General features: G+C 55.9%; 15 protein-coding genes. 10 read left to right on the plus strand and 5 right to left on the minus strand.

The window, feature by feature from the left end; all coding sequences use genetic code 11:
• The first annotated feature begins 44 nt into the window (after positions 1–44).
• The 6 genes from K3725_RS00085 (at position 45) to K3725_RS00110 (ending at position 8,249) form a co-directional block, all read left to right on the plus strand.
• Complete coding sequence (locus K3725_RS00085; protein ID WP_260016887.1) at positions 45–1,217, plus strand: rhamnan synthesis F family protein; 1,173 nt, start codon at positions 45–47, stop codon at positions 1,215–1,217.
• 178 nt (positions 1,218–1,395) lie between these two features.
• Entirely contained in the window at positions 1,396–2,517 is a 1,122-nt protein-coding gene (locus tag K3725_RS00090) for an acetyl-CoA carboxylase biotin carboxylase subunit family protein (protein WP_260016888.1), read from the plus strand.
• A gap of 204 nt (positions 2,518–2,721) precedes the next feature.
• Entirely contained in the window at positions 2,722–4,530 is a 1,809-nt protein-coding gene (locus K3725_RS00095) for an ABC transporter ATP-binding protein (protein WP_311202209.1), read from the plus strand.
• A 276-nt stretch (positions 4,531–4,806) separates the two neighbouring features.
• Complete coding sequence (locus K3725_RS00100; RefSeq protein ID WP_260016889.1) at positions 4,807–6,036, plus strand: hypothetical protein; 1,230 nt, start codon at positions 4,807–4,809, stop codon at positions 6,034–6,036.
• An 81-nt stretch (positions 6,037–6,117) separates the two neighbouring features.
• Entirely contained in the window at positions 6,118–7,173 is a 1,056-nt protein-coding gene (locus tag K3725_RS00105) for a DegT/DnrJ/EryC1/StrS aminotransferase family protein (protein WP_260016890.1), read from the plus strand.
• 23 nt (positions 7,174–7,196) lie between these two features.
• Positions 7,197–8,249, plus strand: a complete 1,053-nt coding sequence (locus K3725_RS00110) for a Gfo/Idh/MocA family protein (protein ID WP_260016891.1) — start codon at positions 7,197–7,199, stop codon at positions 8,247–8,249.
• A gap of 274 nt (positions 8,250–8,523) precedes the next feature.
• Here K3725_RS00110 and K3725_RS00115 read toward each other — a convergent pair whose 3' ends face one another.
• The gene (locus K3725_RS00115) at positions 8,524–9,177 is read right to left on the minus strand and encodes a peroxiredoxin (RefSeq protein WP_260016892.1); all 654 of its coding nucleotides are present in this window, start codon (positions 9,175–9,177) and stop codon (positions 8,524–8,526) included.
• Positions 9,178–9,444: 267 nt separating this feature from the next.
• On the opposite strand from K3725_RS00115, the gene K3725_RS00120 reads away from it, so the two are divergent.
• On the plus strand, positions 9,445–10,884 hold the full coding sequence (locus K3725_RS00120) for an aldehyde dehydrogenase family protein (RefSeq protein ID WP_260016893.1): 1,440 nt from the start codon (positions 9,445–9,447) through the stop codon (positions 10,882–10,884).
• A gap of 106 nt (positions 10,885–10,990) precedes the next feature.
• On the opposite strand, the gene K3725_RS00125 is transcribed toward K3725_RS00120, so the two are convergent.
• Positions 10,991–11,284 carry an AzlD family protein gene (locus K3725_RS00125; RefSeq protein WP_260016894.1) on the minus strand — a complete coding sequence of 98 codons (294 nt, stop codon included), beginning with the start codon at positions 11,282–11,284 and terminating at the stop codon, positions 10,991–10,993.
• Positions 11,277–11,990 carry an AzlC family ABC transporter permease gene (locus tag K3725_RS00130; RefSeq protein ID WP_260016895.1) on the minus strand — a complete coding sequence of 238 codons (714 nt, stop codon included), beginning with the start codon at positions 11,988–11,990 and terminating at the stop codon, positions 11,277–11,279. Before K3725_RS00130 ends, K3725_RS00125 begins: the two co-directional genes overlap by 8 nt.
• A gap of 105 nt (positions 11,991–12,095) precedes the next feature.
• On the opposite strand from K3725_RS00130, the gene K3725_RS00135 reads away from it, so the two are divergent.
• Positions 12,096–12,650 (plus strand): helix-turn-helix domain-containing protein, encoded by a 555-nt coding sequence (locus K3725_RS00135; protein ID WP_260016896.1) that lies wholly within the window; start codon positions 12,096–12,098, stop codon positions 12,648–12,650.
• 12 nt (positions 12,651–12,662) lie between these two features.
• Here K3725_RS00135 and K3725_RS00140 read toward each other — a convergent pair whose 3' ends face one another.
• The gene (locus K3725_RS00140; protein WP_260016897.1) at positions 12,663–13,316 is read right to left on the minus strand and encodes an RluA family pseudouridine synthase; all 654 of its coding nucleotides are present in this window, start codon (positions 13,314–13,316) and stop codon (positions 12,663–12,665) included.
• Positions 13,317–13,453: 137 nt separating this feature from the next.
• Between K3725_RS00140 and truB the strand changes: the two genes are divergently transcribed.
• Positions 13,454–14,380, plus strand: coding sequence for a tRNA pseudouridine(55) synthase TruB (gene truB / locus K3725_RS00145; protein WP_260016898.1), 927 nt, complete (start codon positions 13,454–13,456; stop codon positions 14,378–14,380).
• Positions 14,381–14,486: 106 nt separating this feature from the next.
• Here truB and K3725_RS00150 read toward each other — a convergent pair whose 3' ends face one another.
• Positions 14,487–15,545 carry a hypothetical protein gene (locus K3725_RS00150; RefSeq protein ID WP_260016899.1) on the minus strand — a complete coding sequence of 353 codons (1,059 nt, stop codon included), beginning with the start codon at positions 15,543–15,545 and terminating at the stop codon, positions 14,487–14,489.
• 357 nt (positions 15,546–15,902) lie between these two features.
• Here K3725_RS00150 and K3725_RS00155 point away from each other — a divergent pair, with 357 nt between their 5' ends.
• Positions 15,903–16,424 carry a DUF1643 domain-containing protein gene (locus K3725_RS00155; protein WP_260018649.1) on the plus strand — a complete coding sequence of 174 codons (522 nt, stop codon included), beginning with the start codon at positions 15,903–15,905 and terminating at the stop codon, positions 16,422–16,424.
• Positions 16,425–16,451: the final 27 nt, after the last annotated feature.

A 16,451-nucleotide genomic window follows, 5' to 3' on the forward strand; every position in this document is an offset into this window, starting at 1 on the left:
CAGCTATTTGTCTAATCTGAAAACCATGCCAACAAGGTTGTCTCATGAAATTGCCACCGTTCTGGAAGATTGCTCGGGAGCTAAGGCGTCCTTTCCAGCAATTGAGGATGCTGCCCAGCAGGATGGGAACCTTTTTGTTTGGTCATCACTATTATGACTGCGTATTGGCTCGCCAAACTCGTTGCCGCACTGGTAAGCTTCAGGCAGGATCGAAGGTGGCGATCTACTTGATCTTTCCTCAAAACGGGTTGCTTGCCTCGCACCTTACAGCGCTACGGTACTTGAATTCAAAGGGATACGCGACGATCGTCGTTTCAAATATTCAATTGAATGAGGGTGAATTCGGCAAACTGAAAGACCTTTGTTGGCAATTCATTGAAAGGCCGAACTTTGGTTATGACTTTGGCGGTTACCGAGATGGTGTCATGAAAGTTCTGGAGACGCAGAGTCATATAGAGCGTCTGGTGCTATTGAACGATTCTGTGTGGTTTCCTTTGCCTGGATCAACTGATTGGCTGGAGCAAGCAGAACAAAGGCAACTCGACTTTGTTGGCGCGGCCAGCAACTTTGGTCATCCCAGAGTGGATGCCAAGGACTTTAAAAGTATACAGTGGAGCTATTCCACAAGCCATAAGAACTTCCATTACTGTTCATATGCGTTGATGTTCTCGGAGCGAATTCTGAGCGATGTCCAGTTTCGTAATTTCTGGAAGCGGTTCCCGCTTACCAACAATAAGAAGGTCACAGTGCGGCGCGGGGAAATCGGCCTTAGCCAATGGGTGATCTCGCATGGATTCACCCATGGGTCGACGCTGGAGCTGGACAATCTCGACAGAGAAATTTCTGCTTTGGGTGAAAAGGAAATTAGAAAAGCAGCTGAGCAAACAGTCATCCCGGAACGGCCCCGATTGCTGGAGTTGAAGGAACACTTGCTGACAAATGATGCTTCTACCCAAGACCTTAGGGATTTTATCCTGACAGCGGTCTCTTCGCAGGGAGTTAGCTATGCGCTGCCTGCGCTGATGCATGAGAGGGAGGGTTTTGCATTCCTAAAGAAGTCACCTTGTTGGCTAAACGACCGGGCCTACGAGCTTACAGTCGATTTCGCCAAGGGGCTGGATGGTGAACTTGGGCCAGCAATACTTAGGGAAGCAGCACAATTGCGCCAACAGCGTAAGCTGGACCCTGTTCTTCATACAGCCAGGGGGGAACTATGAACCAGTCTTCTATGGTCAGATAAACAATGCTCTTCGGCGCCTCCTCAATATTTACCCCTCATTTGGCATTGTGATGAACTTCTATGACGACCTTTGTGTTGAGAGTTGCTAACTTTCTTTCGGCTCTTTGGACGTGGAGGTTCTCCGAAATCCCCCAAAATAACATGAGATCGACCTGATGCGTGTACTTCTTCTGGATGCTGCTTTTGCGGTAGAACCGATTCACCGCTATCTGATTGGCCAAGGCCATCAGGTATGGACAATCAGCAATCGGCCCCATGATACCCTGGCGTTGTCGTATCCGAACCAGTGGATTAGAGGGGACTACAGCGATGTCTCCCTCGTTCAAGATCAAATTATTCGTCTGGGTATTGAGGCGGTGATCCCGGGCTGCACTGATGTTTCGATGGAAACTTTCACTCAACTGCCACAGAGTGATTTCTTTAGTTATCCATCCTCGGCTGATCAGGTGTTGGGCAAAAAAAGCTTGTTTCGAGGTCTTTGCGCAGAACTAGAGCTTCCTGCGCCGCAAGCCTTTGAAACAGACGCACTACCTGATGACGGGATATTGATTTGCAAACCATGCGATAGTTTCAGTGGGAGGGGGGTGACAGTCTTCGAGGCTGTTGACAGGGAGGCGCGTGATCAGGCAATCGCTAGAGCAAAGGCAAACAGCCCTTCTGGAGAGGTGGTTTGCGAAAACTTTGTGCAGGGACAGCTTTATAGCTTTACCGCATTCATTGAGCACGGGCAGGTCGTGAACGCCTTTGTGGTTCGAGAAGGTTCGCATTATGATCCCTTTGCTGTTGATACCTCTTATGTCGCGCATGATTTTTCTCCAGCATTGTTTGACGACTGCAAAGCTGCGGTTGAGGCAGTAGCAGGCAGGTTGCAGCTGTGCGACGGCCTCATACATACGCAATTCATTTCAGATGGCAGCGGCATCGCGCTGATTGAAATGTCGCGCAGATGTCCAGGTGACCTCTATCCAATGCTTATTGAATATAGTACGGGTTTTCCCTTTGCTGCCCGTTATGCTTCATATTTTCTAGGGCAGGCCGGCCCTGCTTGGTCTGCGAAGTCCCGCCCGGTTCTGCGGCATACCATCAAGCACCCCGGTGGGCGGCCCTTCCCGGGCTTTGGTCCTCTTCCCTGCGCGGGCCTCATGGAGCTGGTGCCCACAGTCCGAGCTGGAGAGCGGCTTCCCGATTCGCCTGCCGCGCGGGTAGCTGTTTCTTTCTATGATCTGGCGGAGTCTCAAGCACTCGAAAGGGCCTATACTCAGCTGGCTCAATCGTAACGGTTGCGTTGTTGAGAGATGAAGTGGGGTTATGAAGTTCGGATGCATGTTCGGCTCATTATATCGAGTTGCAAAGAACCCGGTTCCTAGGCTATTCGCCTAGGAACTAAACTTGGTTGTTGCGTAAATACGCCCCTGAAACCTTGCAGCACTTCACCGAGAGGCGGCTGGCAGAGCGGATCTCAGGTCTGATCGCCAGTTGAAATGACTGGTATGAAATCGTTTTTTAGGACTCTGTTGCGTTCGGAAGCATCGGCCGGCAAGGAGAAAAGCCCGCTGTCCCGCCTGATCGGTGACAGTCTGATTACTCAGCGGAAGTACTACGGTATTTCGATTGCAGCGATGATCGTTGTATCAGTGACAGCGGCGCTCACGGCTTATCTAATGGAAGGCATTGTCGATTCGTTGACCGCGACCGACAACCGTGCTCAGGTTTTCCTGGTTGCCTTTGCAGTGGTCGTAGTTTTTGCGGTTAAGGGACTGGCGACATACGTTCAACTGGTTTTCATGGCGCGGGCGGGCAACCGTATTATCGCCGATCAGCAGAAGAAGACGTTTGAGAAGCTTCTGGATCACGGAGTCTCCTATTTCACACTGACCGAGTCGTCGGACCTGCTGACACGGTTGACACATGGGGCGCAGCAGGCGCGGCGGGTTGTCGATCTGCTGGTGACCTCTGTGGTTCGTGATTCACTGACCTTAATTGGACTTCTGGCTGTGATGTTCTATCAGCAACCAGTGCTATCCCTGATCTGCCTTGTCATTGGCCCGATGGCTATCTTGGGCGTGCGATCACTGTTGAAGCGCGTCAGGGAATTGATGCAGCAGGAAATGACGTCTCTGGCTGAGATCATCAAGGTAGTCCAGGAAACCGCGCAGGGCATTCAAGTCATCAAGGTGTTCTCGCTCGAAGAACGCATGGCGCAGCGCATGAGTGGCGCAGTTCGCCAGGTCGAAAATCGAGCAAATTCGATTATCCGCCTTGAGGCCATCACCAGTCCGCTGATGGAAACTCTGGCTGGTTTCGCAATCGCTGCTGTGGTGGCTCTGAGTGCCTTAAATCTTTTTGGCGCGACCCCGCCCACTGCCGGGCAGCTAATGTCTTTTGTCACTGCGCTTCTAATGGCTTACGAACCAGCTAAGAGATTGTCGCGTATGAGGATTTCTTTGGAAGCAGGGCTGATTGGCGTTAAAATGATGTACGATCTGCTCGACTATCAGGAAAATCTGGTTGAACAGCCGGATGCGGTCAATCTACCTGAAGGACCTGGCCGGGTTGTCTTTGAGGACGTGCAGTTCGGATATGATAACGGAGACCCAGTGCTTAGGGGGCTCAATTTGGAGTTTGAGCCAGGCAAACTAACCGCCCTCGTTGGTCCCTCGGGCGGAGGGAAATCGACCATCCTGAACCTGGCAATGCGGCTTTACGATCCAAGCGCCGGAGCGGTACGTATCGATGGACAGAACTTGGCTAGCGCAAAGTTTCAGTCTATCCGCCAGCGTATTTCTTTCGTTGGTCAGAACACCTTCCTGTTCGCAGATAGTGTGATGGAGAATATTCGCCTTAGCCGTCCCGATGCCAGCGATGAAGATGTGATTGAGGCTGCCAAGGCCGCCAACGCGCATGACTTTATCGAAAAGCTGCCACTGGGTTATCACACTCTTGTAGGTGAGAACGGCAGTTTCCTATCTGGGGGGCAGAAGCAGCGGCTTTCAATCGCACGGGCAATGTTGCGCAAGGGGGGGATTCTTCTTCTCGATGAAGCGACCAGTGCGTTGGATGCCTCTTCGGAAGCACGCGTGAAAGAAGCATTGGCACGCGCAACCAAGGGTACAACCACAATTATGATCGCACACCGCTTGTCCACTGTGTTGGAGGCTGATCGAATCTACGTCGTGGTTGATGGGCAGATCGCCGAAGCCGGCACAGTCCAAGAACTGCTCAGTCGGGGCGGAGAGTTCAAAAAGCTGTTTGACACCCAATATGAAGGCTTTGTCACAGCCAGCGGGTAGAACGTTGATCCAAGGAATTGAAAATTTTGTTTCAAGAGAGTGGTTTGACAGTTTGAAAGGCCCGTGAAATTCTAGGGCGCGAAGCGCACCACTAAGGTATCGTATGGGTCAAAATTGGAGACTCCTCACACAGAGGCGTGACGTGGGCATGGATCAGCCTAGTTTTGCTTCTGTTTTATTGCGCCTTGACCTAACGCAGAGCCGAATGCATACACGGCGGTGATTCAACGTGCTAGCCACTGGCAAAGAGCTCTTATGCCATCGTAGAGGTCCGGAATGTACTTTAAAGTTGTACGGTTGTACGCCAATTTGATTGCCGCGTTGTTTGGTCGTTCCAAACAGCAACGCAGAGAAATTAGGGCCGGTATTTATGAAGCTACATTCGGGCAGCTGTTGAAGCAATTTGGAGTGCATGCAAATGCTCCTTCGGTTTCATTGCAGAACCAATACTTCCCTAAGAGTGTCCTCGGATCCAAACGTCTAATGGTGATTGTCGTCCCTGAGGGTAATTTTATGAGCGGTGGCATATTTTCTATGTTTTCCATCGCCAATCAAATGCGCCGCCTTAAACGGGAACACGGATACGATGTCATCATGATGACGCGGCCGATGAAAAACGGTTCAACATACTTTAGGAACTCTCATTTTCGAAACTCGGAGCATGTATTCCGTTTCGAGCAGTTGACTTACTGTGATCACGTCAGGGAAATTTATATTCATCTTCCGGAGTACTTGGCAGAAACCTTTTATGACGATTTGAGTGATAACGAACGGAATTGGCTCGCCAATCGAGAGACTGTGCAGATCAACCTGCTGAATCAAAATATCCAGCTCATGCCTGAAGCCGAAGACTTTCAGAGTCTGTATAACCTGACACCCAATGTGACGCAGTCGGTGGCACATCACTCTTATTTTGGTCAGGAATTTTCTGACAAATATGGCTTGCCGACATTGTTGCTTCCAGCGTACACGGATCTGTCCGAGTTCCCGGGGTCTGATTTCCGGACGAAGGAAAAGCTGATTATTTATTCCCCGGACGAAGAAGCTTCTCATCGTCAAGAGTGTCTGGACATCCTTAAAAAAGAGTTGCCCGAATTCGAGTTGGTGGAAATTCGAGACATTCCCTTTGAAGAGTACATGGACCTTGCGACTCGCTGTATGTTCTCGATTTCCTTTGGCGAAGGATTTGATGGTTATGTCGCTCAACCTATTTACCAGGGTGGGTTGGGCATGACTGTGTTTAACAAGGAGTTTTTCCCGGATGAGGGCTATGCCAAATTCCCTGTGTTTTTTGAGTCCGAAGGTGAAATGCTTCAGAACCTTGTCCCCACGATCCGCCGTCTTATGAATGACCCGGTAGAATTCCGTGAGGTGAACCGTGAACTGTTGTCCCGCTATGAGGAACTTTACAGTTTTGAAGAGTATGTTCAGCAAATTCGAAAGCTTGCACTGAAAGAGTTTGAAATCTTTCCAGGGGCCACTGCTCAACTTAAAAAATCCGCCTGATAACTGAGCCTACGGAATCTTCCAATGAGACCCTTGTACGTCACTCAACCCTTACTGCCCGAAAGAAAAGATTTCGACAGAATGCTGGACGAAATTTGGGACAGCAAGATGCTGACGAACAACGGTCCAATGCATCAAAAACTTGAGGCGGAGATGGAGGCCTATCTGCAGGCTCCGACTGCGATGCTGTTTAACAATGGAACCATCGCACTTCTCACTGCCCTAAAGATGCTGGATCTCGAGCCTGGGTCAGAAGTTATCACAACACCACTTACTTTCGCGGCAACGGCGCATGCAATTGTTTGGAACGGGCTGAAACCTGTTTTTGCAGATGTGTCTCCAGACACTTTGACGCTTGACCCGGCTTCGGTCGCACATGCGATTACCTCCAAAACATCGGCGATTATTGGCGTTCATGTATACGGGACAATATGCGATGTTGAAGGTTTGCAACGGGTGGCAGATGAACATGGTCTCCCCATCATCTACGATGCCGCGCATGCTTTTGGTGCAACCCTAGGGGGCATACCTGTTGCCAAATTCGGCCGCGCTTCAGTCTTTTCGTTTCATGCAACAAAGCTGTTCAACACTTTTGAAGGCGGGCTGATAGCCACGCCTGACGCTGAAGATCGTGAGAGAATATATTTCCTGCGCAATTTCGGAATCTTGAACGAGGAAGAGGTCGTTGAAGTTGGCATCAACGGAAAGGTCAACGAATTGCAGGCTGCCATCGGCCTGCTAAACCTTCCTTTGGTTGAAAATGAGCGGATCCAGAGACGCCGGTTGCGCGAGATATATTGCGAGGCTCTCGGAGACCTGCCGGGAGTGCGATTGCCCGTTGTGCAGGATAATGTAGAAAACTCAGAGCAGTACTTCCCTGTCGTTATCAATCCGCAGCGATTTGGCAGAACGCGTGACGATGTTTATAACGCTTTGAAAGAAAGGCAGATTTTTTCGAGAAAGTACTTTCACCCGATTTGCACTGACTTCGAGCCTTACCGGCATATGTCAATCATTTCTCACCGGAACCGCCCATTTGCTGAGGAAGTCAAGAGCCAAGTCCTTTGCCTGCCTTTCCACAGTGGTGTGGATGACACTGATCTTGCGGACATTAGCGCCGTATTCCACGCTAAGTAGAATAACCCCATTTTGAGGTGGAAATGACTCGTATTTTGGTTTCCGGTCCGGGCCTTATTGGCAAGAAACATATCTCTCTTGTGAAGGGCAATGAACGTTCTGTGCTAGCGGCAATCGTCGCTCCGGACAGGGATGGAAATCGAGATCTCGCCCGGGATGAAGATGCTCCCTTCTTTAACTCAATTGAGACAGCTCTAAGGGAAGTAGAACCTGACGCGGCTATCATCAGCAGCCCAAATGCTTTTCACGCGGATCAGGTTGCCCACTGCCTCAATTTCGGAATCCCCGTTCTTGTGGAGAAGCCTCTTGCTGATACCCTGGAGCAGAGCCGCCGTATCGTTGAGGATTCAGAGAAGTGTGGTATCCCGGTTTTGGTTGGGCACCACCGAACGTACTCACCGCTTCTTAACACAGCGGAGGAGTTTCTGAATTCCAATAAATTTGGTAACTTGGTCGCTTTTCAAGGCTCAGCATTATTCTACAAGCCAGCAAATTATTTCAAGGAAGGTTTGTGGCGGACCCGTCTGGGTGGCGGACCCATTTTAATTAATCTGATCCACGAGATTGGGCTGATGCGTCATTTCTGTGGGGAGATTGAAGCTGTCTTTGCCTTTGCATCCAACCATCAACGGGGATTTGAGGTGGAAGATTCTGTGGCTTTGACTTTCAGATTTAGGAATGGTGTAGTTGGAACGTTTTTGCTTTCAGACAGCACTGCAAGTTCAAAAAGCTGGGAAATGACAAGCGGAGAAAACCCTGCTTATCCGACGTTTCCCGACGAGACGTGCTATCACTTCGCTGGAACCCGTGGGTCACTAGATTTCCCTAGTATGAGGGTCCGCTATTACGACAGGGAAAGGTCCTGGTGGGAAGCATTTGAAGAAAGTCGCTTAGACCTGACAAGGTTTGATCCCTTGGAGCGGCAGCTCGAGCATTTTTTGGATGTGGTGGAGACTGGTGTATCTCCCATTGTGTCCGCCAAAGACGGATACCGTAATATGCTCGTTATCGAAGCGATCTCCAACTCTGTCACCCAAGGTAGACCCATAGAGCTATCTGAAATTGAAAAGACCTAGCAGCCTGCTCGAACGATGCTTCAACAATCTTATGAACGACCGTAGGGGCGCGATCCTCTACAATAAGTCCGCCGGGGATTGCTGAGCCTCGTCGACATAATGTCCTTTCGCCTTTGGCTGCACCATTTGTCAGCAGGATCTACAAGATCCAACTGTGCACCTGCATTCAGAAAAATTTTTAGCCGAAAGGGCCCCGAACTCCTGAGAGGTCAGAGCCCGCTACTTAAGAAAACATGCCAATTTTTCAGTTAGTCAAAGCCAGATCCAAACTTCGTCATTCCGGCGCCTTCACCTTGCGCAGGTAGGGGAAGATGGTCTCGAACTCGCCGAACTTGGCCTTGGCGTCTTCGTTTGACACTGTGGGCGGGATGATCACGTCTTCGCCGGGGACCCAGTTTGCCGGGGTGGCAACACCCTTGCCGATCGACATCTGCAGCCCGTCCAGAGCGCGCAGGATCTCGGCAAAGTTGCGGCCAACAGTCATCGGGTAGGTCATCGAAAGCTTCAGCTGCTTGTCCGGTCCGATGATGAACACCGACCGCACAGTGGCGCTGTCGGCAGGGGTGCGGCCGTCGGGCAGATAGGCTTCGGCAGGCAGCATGTCAAACGCCTTGGACACTGCCAGCCCGTCGTCGGCAATAATCGGGAAGCCCGGTGCCGCCTTGCCGTATGCCTCAATGTCTTTTTTCCACTTCTTGTGGTCTTCGACACCGTCGACCGAAACGCCGATCACCTTGGTGTTGCGCTTGGCCCATTCGTCACCCAGTTGCGCGACCGCCGAGAACTCAGTGGTGCAGACTGGCGTAAAATCCTTGGGGTGGGAGAACAGAATCGCCCAGCTGTCGCCGATCCAGTCATGGAAAGTAATAGAGCCCTGATCCGTTTCCGCTGTAAAATCCGGGACCGTGTCGTTTATGCGCAAACCCATGGCGGTATCTCCTTGTCAGTTGAGTATTGAGTCGTCTTGACTGCTACCTAAGTACTCTAACGTAAAGAAAAAGAAGCCGTGCAAGGAAACCGCAAAATATCACGGCTCTCGGGGCCGGAAGCTGTCATGCAAGGCCATTGACAGCGCCTGCCACAATTTGATCAAATTGTGGCGCAAAGACCCTTGCTCCCCCGGGGGCGCAGTGACAGAGTGGCCGCAAAACCGGCAGACAGGTGCCAGGAATACGTCTGAAACGGGAGTTCCCAGATGATCGAGAAACGTGACTTTTACATCAACGGCCAGTGGGTCGCCCCCTCTGACGCCAACGACTTCGAGGTGATCAACCCCTCGACCGAAGAACCCTGCGCTGTGATCTCGCTGGGGTCCGAGGCCGACACCAACGCTGCGGTGGCCGCGGCCAAGGCGGCGCTGCCGGGCTGGATGGCGACCCCGGTGGAGGAGCGCATCGCGCTGGTGGAAAAACTGATCAGCGTCTACGAGGCACGCGCCGAAGACCTCGCCCAGGCGATGTCGCTGGAAATGGGCGCGCCCATCGACATGTCGCGCACTTCGCAAGTTGGGGCCGGCAGCTGGCACCTGCGCAACTTCATCACCGCGGCCAAGGAGTTTCCGTTTGACGCGCCGCTGAACGACCGCAGCCCCAACGACCGTATCATCCACGAGGCAGTAGGCGTCTGCGCCCTGATCACGCCCTGGAACTGGCCGATGAACCAGGTGACGCTGAAGGTTGGCGCCGCTGCAGTCGCGGGCTGCACCATGGTGCTGAAGCCGTCGGAGCAGAGCCCGCTCAACGCGATGATCTTTGCCGAACTTATGGACGAGGCCGGCTTCCCGGCAGGTGTGTTCAATCTGGTGAACGGCGATGGCCCGGGCGTCGGCTCGCAGCTGACCACCCACCCGGACGTGGACATGATCTCCTTCACCGGTTCCACCCGCGCTGGCATCGCGATCACTCAGGCGGCAGCACCGACCCTCAAGAAGGTGGACCTGGAACTGGGCGGTAAGGGTGCCAATGTGATCTTTGAAGATGCCGACGAGAAGGCGGTGAAGCGCGGCGTGCTCCATATGATGCAGAACACCGGCCAGAGCTGCAACGCGCCCAGCCGTATGCTGGTGCAGAACAGCATCTATGACCGTGTGGTTGCCGAGGCTGCGGAAGTGGCTGCCAAGGTCGAGGTCGGCCCGGCAGATCAGCAGGGCCGCCATATCGGCCCGGTCGTGAATGAGATGCAGTGGAACAAGATCCAGGACCTGATCCAGCAGGGCATCGACGAAGGCGCCAAGCTGGTAGCCGGCGGCACTGGCCGTCCGGATGGCCTGAACAAGGGGTTCTATGTGAGACCCACCGTCTTTGCCGATGTTAACAACCAGATGACCATCGCGCGCGAGGAAATCTTTGGTCCGGTGCTGTCGATCATTCCATTCGAGACGGAAGAAGAAGCGATCGAGATCGCCAATGACACGCCCTATGGCCTCACCAACTATGTGCAGACCCAGGACGGCGCCCGTGCCAATCGCATGGCCCGTGCCCTGCGCTCCGGCATGGTGGAGATGAACGGCAAGTCCCGCTCCGCCGGTTCGCCCTTTGGCGGCATGAAGCAGTCCGGCAAAGGCCGTGAAGGCGGCAAATGGGGTATTGAGGACTTCCTGGAAGTAAAAGCCGTCGGCGGCTGGGCTGCCGAGTAAGCCTGCTGCTTGAGGAGTTGTGGAGAGCCGCCTTCCGGGGCGGCTTTCTTATTTGCGCGGGAAGGGCGGTGGTGCTCCGGCGCCCTAAGACGAGACCCGGAGTGGGTTAATAATAGGCTCTAAACAGGAAAACTGCAGCGATGCCAGCCGCCATTGTCAGCGGCAGGCTGCGAGAGAGCATCGCTACCACCAGCGCGGTTGCGCCTGCAGCCCATTCCTGCGGCCCGCCCTGCATCAGCAGATAGGTGACAAGCGACAGGATCAGGCAGCCCGGCAGCGCCTGCAGTCCGCGCGCCCAAGGGCCGTGGTCCGGGAGACGCCGGCCCAGCAGGTAGCCCGAGAGGCGAACGGTGAATGTGGCAGCGGCAAGGCCAAGGATCAGGAGCCAGGTTTCATTCATTGTTCAGCACTCCTGCAATTGCAGCGCCGCCCAGCCCCCCCAGTATCAGCGTCCAGGTCGGATCAAGCGGGGTGAGCAGTCCGGCCAGCAGAACGATGGCAACGGATCCGCCCCAAGGCAGCAGCATGGCACTGCCGCTCCACAGGGAGCGCAGGATGGCGATGAAGGCGGCAGTGAAGGCAAAGTCCATGCCCAGGGCGCGCGGTTCCGGCACAGCCGTAGCGAAACTCGCCCCTGCCACCGTGGCCACCACCCACACAGCCACCAAACCCAATCCGCCGCCGACCAGGTACCAGTAACCAACGCTTTTGCCGCGGGCGCGCTTGGCGTGCATAAGCGCCCAGTTCTCATCAGTAGCCAGGTGCACGCCCAACAGGATCTGCCACCATGGCCGCCCGGCTAGCTCATCCCGCAGCGAGGCGGTGATCAGCAGCAGCCGCAGGTTCAGCGCAAGGCCTGCCAGCAACGCCGCACCGGCGCTCGCCCCAGCCGCCAGCCGCTCCACCGCGATGATCTGAGACGAGCCGGCAAAGACGATGGTTCCCATCACCCCGGTCTGCACCCCGCTCATCTGCGCCTGCGCGGCCAGCAGGCCAAAGGCGAGCCCGTAGACAGCAACGCCGACCGCAAGAGGAAGAATGTCCTGCAGGCCGGCTATTAGCTGGCCGCGGGCGCCTGGATGGGCGGTGATCTCCTGAATGACCATTGCACGGCTCCTCTGGCAATGAGCTGATCGTTCGTCTAATCCGGACGTGTGGTTTCTATACCGAACGCAATTGCCGTTCGTCAAGTCGAACAATCGGGTGAAATAATGAACACTGCAGCACCGCACCAGATGATCGCCGCGGCCATTCAGCGCGAACGCAGCCGGGCGGGGATTTCGCTTTCGGCCCTTGCTGCGCGGGCGGGGATAGCCAAATCAACGCTGTCCCAACTGGAGGCAGGCAACGGGAACCCCAGCGTAGAAACACTTTGGGCACTGGCGGCTGCGCTGAATGTCCCGCTGAGCCTGCTGTTTGAGACCGAGGCACCCGCCACAAGGCTGATCCGTGCCGGCGAGGGGGAGGTTCTGGAATCGGACCAGTCTGATTTCGCCGCTGTTCTGCTGTCCCGCAGCCCGCCGAACGTGCGCCGGGACGTCTACCGGGTGGTGATGCAGCCCGGGCAAATCCGCCGCGCCCAGCCGCATCCGCGCGGCACGGTGGAGCATATGCTGGTCTGTTCCGGTCAGATGCGGGCCGGGCCGGAGGGGCAGGAGGAGATCTTGAGGACCGGCGATTACTACACCTATCCCGGCGACCGCCCGCACAGCTACGAGGCGCTGCAGGCGGAGACGCTGTTCATGATGGTGATGGAGGCGCCGTAAGCTCCGCAGGCTTCAGAAATCCGGCTTGACCCGGAACTTCAAGGACTCGCCGCTGTCCGGGTGCTTGATCCGCAATTCCTCCGAATGCAGCATCAGGCGCGGATGTTCCAGCGCGGCGCCAGCGGCATAAAGCGGATCGCCCAGGATCGGGTGGCCCAGCGACAGCATATGCACCCGCAACTGATGCGACCGCCCGGTCTTGGGGGTCAGCCGCACCCGTGTGGCATCGTCCTCATACTTCATCACCCGCCAGTCGGTGACGGCAGGTTTGCCGGTCTCGTGGCAGACCATTTGTTTGGGCCGGTTCGGCCAATCGACAATCAGCGGCAGGTCCACGGTGCCGCTGCGCGGCTCCAGCCGGCCCGCGACCCGCGCGACATAGGCCTTTTTTGCGGTGCGCTTTTCAAACTGCATCGACAGGTGACGTTGCGCATGCGGGGTAAGGCCAAACACCATCACGCCAGAAGTATCCCGGTCCAGCCGGTGCACCAGAAGCGCCTCGGGGAAGGCCGCCTGGATGCGGCTGATCAGGCAATCGGCCAGATGTTCCCCGCGCCCCGGCACAGATAACAGGCCCGCCGGCTTGTTCACCGCTAGCAGTTCGGCGTCGTGGTGCAGGATCTCCAGCGGGTCCTGCGGCGGGGTGTATTTGCTTGATACGGCCATGGGCGATTGCCTACTGCGGGATCCGGGCAAGGGCAAGCGGTGCAACACTGCTTTCCCGCCAGCAGCACCTTTGTTAAATTGACACTGTCCCGGCGATCCGGTAACCGGCGCGCCTCACATACACATGGGGACGATGCATGGCACGCAAACGCAAAGGGCGCGATATTTCCGGCTGGCTGGTGGTGGACAAGCCCGCGGGCCTGACCTCGACCGCGGTTGTGAACAAGGTGCGTTGGGCGCTGGAGGCCAAGAAGGCCGGCCATGCGGGGACCCTGGACCCGGAGGCCACCGGCGTTCTGGCGGTGGCACTGGGCGAGGCGACCAAGACGGTTCCCTATATCACCGACGCGCTCAAGGCCTATACCTTCACTGTGCGGCTGGGCCAGGCGACCAAAACCGATGATGCCGAAGGCGAGGTGATTGCCGAAAGCGCCGAGCGTCCTACCGACGCGCAGATCAAGGAGGCACTGTTGCCCTTCCTGGGTGAGATCATGCAGGTGCCGCCCAAGTTCTCGGCCGTCAAAATCGACGGCCAGCGTGCCTACAAGCTGGCCCGGGACGGCGAGGACGTGCAGATTGAGGCCCGCCCGTTGTGGGTTGAGGAGCTGATCATGCTGGACCGCCCCGATGCGGACCATGTGGTGCTGGAAATGACCTGCGGCAAGGGCGGCTATGTGCGTTCGATCGCCCGTGACTTGGGCGCAGCACTGGGCTGTCACGGCCACGTCAAGGAACTGCGCCGGATCTGGTCTGGCCCGTTTGATGCGGCAGAGGACGGGATTTCGCTGGAGGAGATCGACCGCCTGGCCCGCACGCCGGAGCTGGACCAATACCTGCGCCCGCTGGAGGAAGGGCTGGCTGATCTGCCCGAAGTCAAATGCACCCCCGAAGGTGCGGTCCGGCTGCGCAACGGCAACCCGGGCATGGTGATGCCCAATGATGAGGTTGAGTACGGCGATGAGGCCTGGGCTTCGCTCGACGGCCAGGCGGTTGCGGTCGGCGTCTACAAATCCGGGACCCTGCATCCCAGCCGGGTCTTCAATCAGGACGTAAGCGCCGGTTAACAAAGTGTATCTTTTTGGGTCAGCAGCGTTGACCGGATGTTTCGCGCGCGAAACATTCGGGCAGTAGAGCTGACCTAATATCCTTGGTGGTATTCTGCGGTCTTGCCTAGGATGGCCTGGCTGTACCGTTGTCTCCGAATACAGAGTAAAACTCTTGTGCGGTCAGGAGGACACTGGCCTGCGCGCCCTCTTCGGCGCTGATCCGGCTGCCCGCCGCATCACGCCAACGGTCCTCGCTGGTGGAGTAGTCGTCGTGGAAGGCGATACTGACCCCGGACTGATCCCCGGGCAAGGTTGCGATGGCAATACCGTCCATGGCGATCAGAGTGCTGTTCTGATCCGCGTCGTAGCTGACGCTAAGCCCAGCAATTGCATCTTCGAAGCTGTAGCTGGGAATGGAGCCGAAGCCGGCAACGACCGGGAAGTCGATCCGCAACTGATCCTCTGACGGATCGAAATCGGTGATTTCCGCCGCCGGAGTTCCGGCCTCAAACACATTTGCAAAGGCGTGGAAGGCGTCCGCTCCTGCGCCGCCTGTGGCCGTTGTTCCGGGACCGATCCACAGGCGGTCATCTCCAGTTCCACCGTCGAGCACATCACCGTCGTCACCCACACGGGTCAGATCGCCGGGGTAGTGATTGTAGGACCCTTCATAGTGGACTGAGCCACTGCCGCTGTAGAGCGTGTCGTTGCCTTCGCCGCCGGTAAGGGTGTCGGCACCGCCTTCGCCAAATATCACATCATCGCCTGCGGTGCCGTCCAGTGTGTCACTGTCCGAAGTGCCGCGGATCGCATCCAGGGCAAGGGGGGCGCTGGAGCCAGGGTTTTCAAAACGCTCTGTCCAGGCAACGTCACCAATTCCGTTCAGAAAATCCACTTCCAAGACCTCTCCCTCTGCAAGCGAAACGCCGGGCAGGGTCAGGATCGTTTGGTTGTTGAGAGTGTCGATAAACCGCAGCCCGCTGCCGTCCTCGGTTTCGATCAGTTCAACGTAACCGGAGGAATACGGCGTCAGTGCCAGCTGGTCGGTACCCAGTTCAAAATCCTCGATCACCGTTTCACGGCTGCCTGCATCGTCCAGAACGAAACGGTCCGCGCCTTGGCCGCCGGTGGCCGTATTGCCGGCACCTAGATGCAGTACATCATCACCGCTGCCGCCTGCCATGAGGTCGAGGTCACCGGCGTTGCCATTCAGCGTGTCGTTTCCATCTGCGCCTTCCAGGATGTCGTTCGTCCCGGCGGTGCCGGACAAGCTGATGCTTTGGGGCAGCGGATCAGGTTCCTCCAGCGTTTCGGGATCAACTGGCGGTTCCGGTTCAGACCGATCTTCTCCGGAATCTTCCGCATTATCAAAACCAACCGCGATTGCGGAGCCAGCCAGTGCCAGAAAGATAAGAAGTTCCATTCCGCTCAGATCGTTAAATTGGTCAAAACCTTTGCGGCAATAGTCTGGCCGCGGATCAGTTGGAGGATGATGAAAGCCGGCTTGGAAGGCAACCTTTGCTGTTCTAAAACCGCTGCCATGATCACCCGCAGCCATACCAAGGGCGATGCGCCCTCGACCGCCGTGTATTCCGATTGCGAAACGTACCGCTACAGCCTGACCCGGATCTGGGAACCTGCTGGCCTGCGGGTGATGTTCGTGATGCTGAACCCTTCGACTGCAACCGAGGTGCAGAACGACCCAACCATTGAACGCTGCGAACGCCGCGCTCGCGCATTGGGGTTTGGCGGGTTCCGCGCTACCAACATTTTTGCGTGCCGCGTTACCGACCCGCGGGAGATGCGCAGACTGGACGCACCGGAAGGGCCGGACAACATGGCTGCTATTCTTGAAGGGATGGAGTGGGCTGATACAGTCCTCTGTGCCTGGGGCACGCATGGCGAACACCTCGGTCAGGGCGCGCGTGTGCAAGAAGCGCTGCGGTCAACAGGAAAGCCGCTGCATCATCTTGGCCTCAGCAAGGCAGGCCATCCAAAGCACCCGTTGTATATTCCCTACCGCCAGCAGCCGGAACTGTGGCTGGACACCGATGACCATTGAGAGGCATTAACTGGCGTTCCTGTTTTG

It is taken from the genome of Leisingera sp. S132 (genome assembly GCF_025144465.1).
Taxonomy (GTDB): Bacteria; Pseudomonadota; Alphaproteobacteria; order Rhodobacterales; family Rhodobacteraceae; genus Leisingera.